Annotated in this window: 8 protein-coding genes; 6 read left to right on the top strand and 2 right to left on the bottom strand. The window is 43.2% G+C overall.

Going from position 1 to position 8,944, the window contains the following annotated elements; genetic code table 11:
* The first annotated feature begins 41 nt into the window (after positions 1 to 41).
* Positions 42 to 3,050 (top strand): LodA/GoxA family CTQ-dependent oxidase, encoded by a 3,009-nt coding sequence (locus ENH88_RS20620; RefSeq protein WP_304185182.1) that lies wholly within the window; start codon positions 42 to 44, stop codon positions 3,048 to 3,050.
* A gap of 4 nt (positions 3,051 to 3,054) precedes the next feature.
* A complete protein-coding gene (locus tag ENH88_RS20625) occupies positions 3,055 to 4,230 on the top strand; it encodes a tryptophan 7-halogenase (RefSeq protein WP_304185184.1) in 1,176 nt (391 codons plus the stop codon).
* On the opposite strand, the gene envZ is transcribed toward ENH88_RS20625, so the two are convergent.
* Both envZ and ompR read right to left on the bottom strand, forming a co-directional pair.
* Positions 4,227 to 5,531, bottom strand: a complete 1,305-nt coding sequence (gene envZ / locus ENH88_RS20630) for a two-component system sensor histidine kinase EnvZ (protein ID WP_304185186.1) — start codon at positions 5,529 to 5,531, stop codon at positions 4,227 to 4,229. The genes ENH88_RS20625 and envZ overlap by 4 nt on opposite strands.
* A 6-nt stretch (positions 5,532 to 5,537) precedes the next feature.
* Positions 5,538 to 6,257, bottom strand: coding sequence for a two-component system response regulator OmpR (gene ompR, locus ENH88_RS20635; RefSeq protein WP_304185187.1), 720 nt, complete (start codon positions 6,255 to 6,257; stop codon positions 5,538 to 5,540).
* 196 nt (positions 6,258 to 6,453) lie between these two features.
* Between ompR and greB the strand changes: the two genes are divergently transcribed.
* From greB to ENH88_RS20655, 4 genes are all read left to right on the top strand, one after another.
* Positions 6,454 to 6,930 carry a transcription elongation factor GreB gene (gene greB / locus ENH88_RS20640; protein ID WP_304185188.1) on the top strand — a complete coding sequence of 159 codons (477 nt, stop codon included), beginning with the start codon at positions 6,454 to 6,456 and terminating at the stop codon, positions 6,928 to 6,930.
* 147 nt (positions 6,931 to 7,077) lie between these two features.
* Entirely contained in the window at positions 7,078 to 7,383 is a 306-nt protein-coding gene (locus tag ENH88_RS20645; RefSeq protein WP_304185189.1) for a hypothetical protein, read from the top strand.
* Positions 7,384 to 7,432: 49 nt separating this feature from the next.
* Complete coding sequence (locus tag ENH88_RS20650) at positions 7,433 to 8,014, top strand: CBS domain-containing protein (RefSeq protein ID WP_304185190.1); 582 nt, start codon at positions 7,433 to 7,435, stop codon at positions 8,012 to 8,014.
* Positions 8,015 to 8,178: 164 nt separating this feature from the next.
* Positions 8,179 to 8,944, top strand: a 766-nt coding sequence (locus ENH88_RS20655; protein WP_304185191.1) for a Tex-like N-terminal domain-containing protein, incomplete at its 3' end; no start/stop codon positions are given.

Consider the following 8,944-nt stretch of genomic DNA (forward strand, 5'->3'; position numbering starts at 1 on the left):
AATACCTCTAGAGCCGCTTCAATACTATAAGGAATATAATAATGGCGAAAAAACCCAAAAAGCACAGCATTAAAACGCCAGCAACTGCTAACAATGTGCCGTGTTGGTCAAACGACAAAGATGTTGAATTAGCCTGCCAGCGGTTAACTGAAATGTTTGTTGGTCTTGGTCAAGTGCCGCGTATAGACAAAGGTCAACAGCCAGCACAACGAGCTGTATTTAGAAAGCAACATGGCATCGCTTATGGTCACTTTATTATCAACCCAGATATAGACCCGCAATTTAAAATTGGCATTTTTGCAGGCAAAGAATACGAATGTGCGGTGCGATTTTCAAGTGATACGTTGCCATCCTCACCGGATTTACACAGTACATTAGGGTTGGCGGTGAAGCTCTTTGCAGTCGATGGGCCAAAGCTAATTGGCGAAGCTGAAACCGCAGATTTTATTTTTCAAAACATGGATCGATTTTTCACCAAAAATGCGCAACAGATGTGCCAATTCACCACCGCAGGCGTGATCGATAAAAACTATGATGCCTATTTAAATAATCCACAACACATACAAACAGCCACTATTTTACAGGCCATGCAAAAAGTTGAAGCAAGCTGTTTAAGCGCTAATTATTGGGCAATACTACCGTTCAAATTAGGCGAACAACAGATTGTAAAATATCGCTTAGTGCCTGAAGACAGTGAACTTGGCGCACCAAGTGTCGATAATAATTACCTCGCTTTAGACTTACAGCGGCGTTTACGGCAAAGCGGTGCAACCTTTCGCTTTGAAGTACAATTAAGAACAAACCCTAAAACAATGCCACTTGATGATGCACAAGCCGTGTGGAGCTGCGAAGAAAGCCCCTATGTATGTATTGCGCGGCTACATTTAGCACAACAAAATATTACCGCGATTGGCCAAGCTGAGCTTGGTAATAACTTAGCGTTTAATATTTGGCGTACTTTAGCCGCCCACGAGCCCCTAGGCAGCATTGCATTGGCTCGAAAGTCAGCCTATGCGGCCAGTGCTCATGCCCGACATACAGCTAATGGTCAGCAGCTACAAGAGCCTAAACAGCTGAGTGCATTTAAGCCACAGCAAGATCAAGACATTGACTCTGAGTGCATTGTTTATGCTGGTATTTATCCGCCGATTGGCGTAATGCGCGTGGGTAATAGTAAAAAAGACTACTTTATTGGCCCGCAACAACCACAGCCCATAGCCCATACTGATGAACACAGTTACCGAGATAAAACCGGCGCATTAAAACGCCAAGCCGCTGAGTTTAGAATTTACGGTTTTAATGCCGCTGGCAAAGCGATAAAAGAACTGACCCTCGACAATGCAGAGATCACTTGGCATGCTGAATTAGCAAATCAAAAAGCCTCTTGGTACGAATTTCAAATTGCTTTAGATATTCCAGAAGCCGCCGATGCGCCGCCATCGTTACTGCGTAATAACAATGTAGCCGATCGTAGCAAGCTGTTAATCAAGGGGGGCAAACACAGTATAAACCGCAAAAACGTAAAATCTAAGCATGAGTTTATTGGCCAATTTATGGATCAAGACGTGTACTTAGGCGAAATGCGCAGTGATAAAAACGGCCGCTTACTAATGCTCGGTGGTCATGGTGTGTCACGTAACGTAAATGGCGATATAGCGATTACCTTTGCAAATAATGAAGGTTGGTATGATGACACCTCAGATGGCCCAATTACAGCTGAGGTTGTATATCAGGGGGTAGCACTTCGCGTAGAACCCGCTTGGGTTATTTGCGCGCCACCGGATTATGCACCGATGCAAAAATCAGTACGCACCATGTGGGATTTAATGCGCGACGTTGCTGTAGATGCCGGTATGCTGGCAAGACCACAGCGACCTTCTTTTCGCAACGACATTCAACCCATTTTTACCCGAATGACCGATTTACAATGGGTTAATGATGGATTTGCAGGCGCATTTGGCTGGGGTGGTCAGTTTAATTACACCACAGATGAATGGCTAGAAAAGCTGAGCGATCCCTCTCCTGCCTATCAGGAATTACGCCGAACTCTGTCTAATAACTTTCGTCGTTTTGATGTTCCCGGTGCGCAGGCTCCACAGCTGTGGCCTTGGCTATATGGTGATGCGATTAGCATTCCTCCCACGGGCTCAGTGCGCCAGCATGCAACGCTATCAAATTTGCAATTGAGCTTTTTAGAGCAATGGGTGAAAGGTGATTTTATTAATGATTACACTCCACAATCAGCTTGTCCGGCACATGCAAATGTAACCCCGTTAGATGATTATCCTATTGCCGAGCAGCCAGAATTACTTACCCGCGGCGCGATGGAGTTTTGTCTTGCTGATGCATTTCACCCAGGCTGTGAAATGACTTGGCCAATGCGAACCGCTGGCATGTATATGTCGGCGTTTCGACTCAAGCACGCCCAAGCGGACTTACCAAGCGACCGTTACTATTACGGCCCAGTAATGAATAGCGACGTTTATACCCTAGCACAAGGACCTTTGTTTGGTGGCCAAGTTGCAGGTGGAATAACACGCTGGATGGCTATTCCTTGGCAAACTGATACCGCGAGTTGTAGAGATGGTTACAGCTGTGAGTACGATCCATTTTTACCGACATTTTGGCCTGCTCGAGTGCCAAATCAAATAATGAATCAGTTCCGCTATCAACAAGTGCTGGATACCTCATTATCTGACAGTACTCGTCAACAGGCTTTTGCTTATCGTACTGACTGGCTTGATGATTTACCTCTGCACGGTAATCCTGCCACATATACAAACCAAATCAATAGTATGATAGACAACTTTGCTGAACTTGCGATTGTACAACCTCATATCGGCGTAATCGGCGATGCACAATTTCCTAGCGCAATGCAGGTTGGTATATTGCCCAACAATCCACAAGATGAGGCGCAAGTTAACTTAGCGAGTAAAGCGATGCAGCATACCAAAGCGACACTCTCCGCTGAGCACGCTTCACATCGCAGTCAAAGCAACTTAGGTGTTACTGAAAAAGCCAGCCGTTTCCATCGCAACAAAGGGCGCTAAACCAATGGCGATACTTCAAGAGAGCGAATTACAAACGGACGTTGTGATCATTGGTGCAGGTGTGGCGGGTTGTATCGCCGCACTTGCTTTATGTGACTCATATCAAGTCACTTTGATTGATAAGTCTAAAATGCCCGAACAGCGAATTGGTGAATGCTTAGCGCCTGCGGCACGACGCATTTTACAGCAGTTAGATTTATTAACTGAATTTGAACACCAACTAGCGGCCAACGTGACAACCCCGCAACATTTACACAACACAGGATTGCAGATCAGTTGGGGCCAAGCAACGCCCTATGTTACTGATAACCTAAATAACCCTGATGGTTTTGGTTGGCGTTTGGATCGCCAAATATTTGAGAGCTTTTTACGCGAAAAAGCGCTGCAACGGGGTGTGCGCTGTATTTGGCCTGGCAAATTAGCAAACAGCGAATACCGAGGACAGCGCTGGCAAATAACACTGACACAGCTGCAACACGAGCAAACAATCAACATTGCGAGTCAATTCGTAATTGATGCCACTGGCCGAAAGGCTCATTTTGCAAAAAAATACACCGCTCACAAACAACATGATCGGCTAATATCTTGCTGGGCAACCGTGGCTAATACTATTGAAAATCAGCTAGGCAGCATTTGTGCCACACAAAACGGCTGGTGGTACAGTGCACCATTACCAAACCAACGTCGTGTTTTAGCATTTCAAACGGATCCGGACCTGCTCACCAAAGGCCTACACCGTGATACAAAGTTATTTACTCAACATGCACAATGTTATGCCAAGCAAGCGAAAATACTCGATGTATGCCAACAGCCAATAACACTGCATGGTATCGTCAGCGCTAACTCCACGCGCTTGGAGTGTTTTGCAGGCCAACAATGGGCAGCGTTAGGTGATGCGGCACTGAGCTTTGATCCAATCTCATCGCAAGGAATTTTTAATGCCATGGCAACTGCGATGCAACTTGCCGAGCTGATGAAAAAACTCCATATAGTCAATAAAATAGAACACGATACCCAGCTCCAATTTAAAAAACTATACCAACAACAAATAGAACAGATTTGGCACCGTTATTTAGATCACAAACGTTATTTTTACGATCAAGAGCAACGTTGGTCAAACAGTCCTTTTTGGCAGCGCAGACAGCAACCGAATAACGACGTATTAACGATATACAGCTAACTCACTTTGACTGGTAAATAAACCTCTGCATTTAAACCACCTTCTGGGCGATTAACCAGTTTTACTTTACCACCATGCATATCAACTATGCGCTTGATGATCGCAAGGCCTAAGCCGCTGCCTTCACTGCCTCGTGCAGCATCGCCTTGTTTAAAAGGCTCGAATACCGTTTCAAGTTCACTTTCAGGAATACCTGGGCCATGATCTTTAACAACTACCATAGCGTATTTTTTATCCGCGCTGAGTGCAGTTTCAACAGCAATATCACCATCCGAATAACGAATGGCATTTTCAATCATGTTGGTAATAACTCGCTTAATTGCCACCATACTCAAAGGAATATTACTAATACTAGGGTTTTCGCGAAAGGTGATAGTACGTTGATGTTTTTGTTCTGAATGCACCACTTCTGACACTATCGCGTTGAGATCTTCAAGCGCCAACTCTTCACGTTTGTGATGGCGTAAATACTCAATAAACTGATCAATAATGGCATTCATGTCTTCAATATCGTAGATGATCCCTTCACGCAGATAATCTTCTTCATCCGACATCATTTCGGTAGCAAGGCGAATTCGTGTTAGTGGCGTACGTAGATCATGAGAAACACCCGCCATCAATAATCGGCGATCGTTTTCAAGCGCTGCAATACCCCGCGACATCTGATTAAACGCGCGAGTTACTTCAATCACTTCGGTTGAACCATGCTCTTCAAGTTTAGTGGAAAAATCTCCAACTCCTACTTTTACCGCCGCTTGTTGTAACGCTTTTAAAGGTCGATTCAAATGACGGGCGAACAACCAGCCCCCTAGCACACTTAAAAAGCCGATACTGGATAAGTAAAAAGTTAAAAATTCGAGGTTATTTTCTTGAAAGCCAGTAAGCGGCACTTTAACCCAGTAGCCCGGTGCTTGTGGTGCTTCAACCCAGTACACGAGCGGATCAGTTTGACTAATACGCACCCGCGCTGAGCCATTCAATTGCTCAGACATACTGCGTGATAACATTGAATACTCACGAGTTTGGCCTAGCCCTTCGCTCATCGCTTGGCGCTGAGTCATAACTTCGATACCGGTTATTTCAAAAAACTTATTCGATACTTCATCGCTGATCTCAACGCCATCTTCCCAATCTATAAACACCGTTTTGATTTGTTTGGCTAAAATCAGATTAACTTGCTCAATCGTAGGCTTAACGACATAGAGGCTCACCGTGATATACGATACCACTTGGTTGATCAGCAATAATGCCGCCACCAAAAATACCGTTTGTCCAAATGCACTTTTGGGAAACATACTCATAGCAGATTATTTTTCACCATCAGGTACAAATACGTAACCTAAGCCCCATACAGTTTGAATATAACGTGGATTAGCGGCATCGACTTCGATCATCCGCCGCAGACGCGATACTTGTACATCGATACTGCGCTCTAATGCACTGTAATCTCGACCACGTGCTAGGTTCATTAACTTATCACGGCTAAGCGGCTCTCGCGGATGTGTAACCAGCGCTTTCAATACCGCAAACTCACCGCTGGTCAACGACATGGTTTTGTCACCTTGGCTCATTTCCCGCGTCGCTAAATTAAGCGAAAACTCACCAAACGAAATATGATTTTCTTCTGCTGACGGTGCACCTGGCACTTCTTTTGAACGACGACGCAAAATAGCTTTAATACGCGCTAATAATTCTCGTGGATTAAATGGCTTTGGAATGTAGTCATCTGCGCCGAGCTCAAGACCTATGATCCGATCGACTTCATCCCCTTTGGCGGTAAGCATGACAATTGGGATTTCATTTTCTTTTTGCCGTAACCGCTGACAAATAGATAAGCCATCTTCACCCGGTAACATTAAATCAAGCACCATCAAGTGAAAGTTTTCACGTTCTAACAGCCGATCCATTTGCTCGGAGTTGCCAGCTGTACGCACAATAAATCCTTGTTCTACCAAGTAGCGCTCTAACAAGCTGCGTAACCGCATATCATCATCAACGACTAATACTTTTGTGGTTTCATGTCCCATTACTTTCATTCTTATTATTTTGTACTGTTGTGATTAATATAAATGAAAAACAGCATAATAAAAAACTAATTAGGTCACTAGATTGTTACTGAACATTTCAAGCCATCACAAATGCTGACGATAGTGAAAATCAGCTCGACAAGCCAACAAGATTTTTATACCTTGCCTAGGTGTTTCCCAAGGTAAAAATTGCAACGTGAAAACTAATTTAGTCACCCGCGAAGGGTATTTACAGCTACAACAAGAACATGACCACCTTTGGAATGTGAAGCGTCCAGAAGTCACTAAAATAGTGAGTTGGGCTGCAAGCCTAGGCGATCGTTCTGAAAATGCAGACTACCAGTACAATAAACGCTTATTGCGACAAATAGATCGTCGCGTGCGTTATTTACGTAAGCGTATGCCAGATTTAAAAATTATTGACTACTCTCCTGAGCAAGCTGGCAAAGTATTTTTTGGCGCTTGGGTCGAAATTGAAAATGAACAAGGTGAAATACTCAAATTTAGAATTGTTGGTCCTGATGAGATTTATGATCGTAAAGACTATATTTCCATTGATTCACCAATGGCGCGTGCGCTATTGAAAAAACAAGTAGACGATGAGTTTTATGTTACCACCCCGCAGGGCAAAAAAGAGTGGTACGTTAACAGCATCAATTATCCTGGCGCTTGATAAGCGCTAAGCCGAGTAATAAATACTCTCGACTAATTATTCAGAAAAGGTTAATTATTGATTGTCTAAAGTGGGTTTGTAGACTATAAATAAAGATACTCAAGTAAAGCATTTCGCGCTTGAGTTTAGAATTGGAAGGTCGTAGTTATGTCAAACGCAATACATCGCATAATTAGTAATGCCATGTTATTCGCACTTTTAATAAGTGTGAGTTTGACATCATTTGCGCAGGACAATAACGATTCTAAAGAGTTAGCTTCTCCAACCCCACACTACTTTGTTTGTGACATAGCAGAGCAAACTGACGTTGACATAGACACATACGTTGACGTGATCTCTATCAGGGCGCTTCAACCACTCCCTGAAAATACTTCATCTCTTTATGTGAGTGCCACTTTAGCACAGCCTTTTAAGCAAGCTTATCAGCGTGGTCCACCGAGTTATTTAATTTAATTTACTGCTTAAAACTTTATTAAATTTAATAACATAATTGGTGATTACTATGACTAACTTTAAAGAGCTTCGTACTCAAAACATTTCTGAAGGCATTTTATCTCACACTTACAGTGAAACTCAGCCGTTAATTGATTTAACCTCTCCAGCTTTAACTATGGTTAATAACTTCACTCAAAAAGATCCGCTACGCGCGCATTTTGAAACCACTATCGTGGATGCATTAAAACAAATAACCAGCCAACATACCGGCTTTATTTTAGTGGTTGATGACCAAGAAAAGTTACTCGGTATCGCATCAAGCGCTGATCTACAAAGCTCAAAAATAATGATTTTAGCACAGCGCTTAAATATCTCTCGTGCTGAAATTAGCTTACGTCACGTGATGACACCACTTAGTCACTTAACCGGTGTAAGTATGCAAAGCCTAGGCTATGCATGTGTTGGTGATGCATTACAAACAATGGAGCAAGCCGGTATGATGTTTTTACTGGTTACCACCGCACATAATGAAATTTGTGGCTTGATCTCTGCGCGTGAAATTGCAAAAACATTGCAAATCCCCGTTCATATTAGTCCTATCGCTCACTCTTTCAGTGAAGTAATGGAGCATATTGAGCACCCACATTAGTTTTTAACTATTTACGTATTTAGCGAGTGATAATTATCTTCGCTACAAAGGCCTTAAAGCATACTTTAAGGCCTTTTTATTGTGCGTTGCTGTGATATTATTCAGGCAATTCATTACGCCAAAACTCTCGTTCTGGTCTTCAAATTGTTTAATAAGGTTTTTGCATGAGCAATATCTCTGCCCGTTTAGCCACTGAGCTGAATGCTCAAGAGCAACAAGTTATAGCTGCTACAAAATTACTCGATGAAGGTTCAACTGTGCCTTTTATTGCCCGCTATCGTAAAGAAGTAACGGGTGGATTAGACGATACCCAATTACGTTTATTAGAACAGCGGTTATCGTATTTACGTGAACTAGAAGAACGTAGAGCCTTTATTTTAACGACCATCAAATCACAAGATAAGCTCACTCCGAGTTTAGCTGCAGATATTAATAATGCTGATAGCAAAACTGAGTTAGAAGATCTGTATTTACCTTACAAGGCCAAACGCCGTACCAAAGGTCAAATAGCGATTGAAGCAGGCCTTGAACCTCTAGCTGATGCACTTTTCAAAGATGCTTCATTAGACCCTGAGCAACAAGCGACAAGTTACCTAAACCCTGAAGCCGGCTTTGCCGACGAGAAAACAGTACTGGATGGCGCAAAATTTATTTTAATGGAACGTTTTGCCGAAGATGCAAAATTGCTCGCTAAATTCCGTAGCCACATTAGCCAACACGGCCAAATTGAAGCAAGCCTTGTTGCCGGACAAGAACAAGCTGGTGCTAAGTACCGTGATTACTTTGAGCATCAAGAAGCGCTTAAAAAAGTGCCTTCGCACCGTGCTTTAGCCATGCTTCGCGCGCGCAACGAAGGCGTACTGCAACTCAGTATTAATCCTGAGCCAAGCTCAGAAAACCCCTCACAGTATTGTGCACAAATGATTGCCG

It is taken from the genome of Pseudoalteromonas prydzensis (assembly GCF_011050055.1).
Taxonomy (GTDB): Bacteria; Pseudomonadota; Gammaproteobacteria; order Enterobacterales; family Alteromonadaceae; genus Pseudoalteromonas; species Pseudoalteromonas prydzensis_A.

Coding starts and splice junctions, on each gene's coding strand:
- ENH88_RS20625 (WP_304185184.1), top strand. CDS start 3,055: ATGGCGATACTTCAAGAGAGCGAATTACAAACGGACGTTGTGATCATT.
- envZ (WP_304185186.1), bottom strand. CDS start 5,531: ATGAGTATGTTTCCCAAAAGTGCATTTGGACAAACGGTATTTTTGGTG.
- ENH88_RS20645 (WP_304185189.1), top strand. CDS start 7,078: ATGTCAAACGCAATACATCGCATAATTAGTAATGCCATGTTATTCGCA.
- ompR (WP_304185187.1), bottom strand. CDS start 6,257: ATGGGACATGAAACCACAAAAGTATTAGTCGTTGATGATGATATGCGG.
- ENH88_RS20620 (WP_304185182.1), top strand. CDS start 42: ATGGCGAAAAAACCCAAAAAGCACAGCATTAAAACGCCAGCAACTGCT.
- ENH88_RS20650 (WP_304185190.1), top strand. CDS start 7,433: ATGACTAACTTTAAAGAGCTTCGTACTCAAAACATTTCTGAAGGCATT.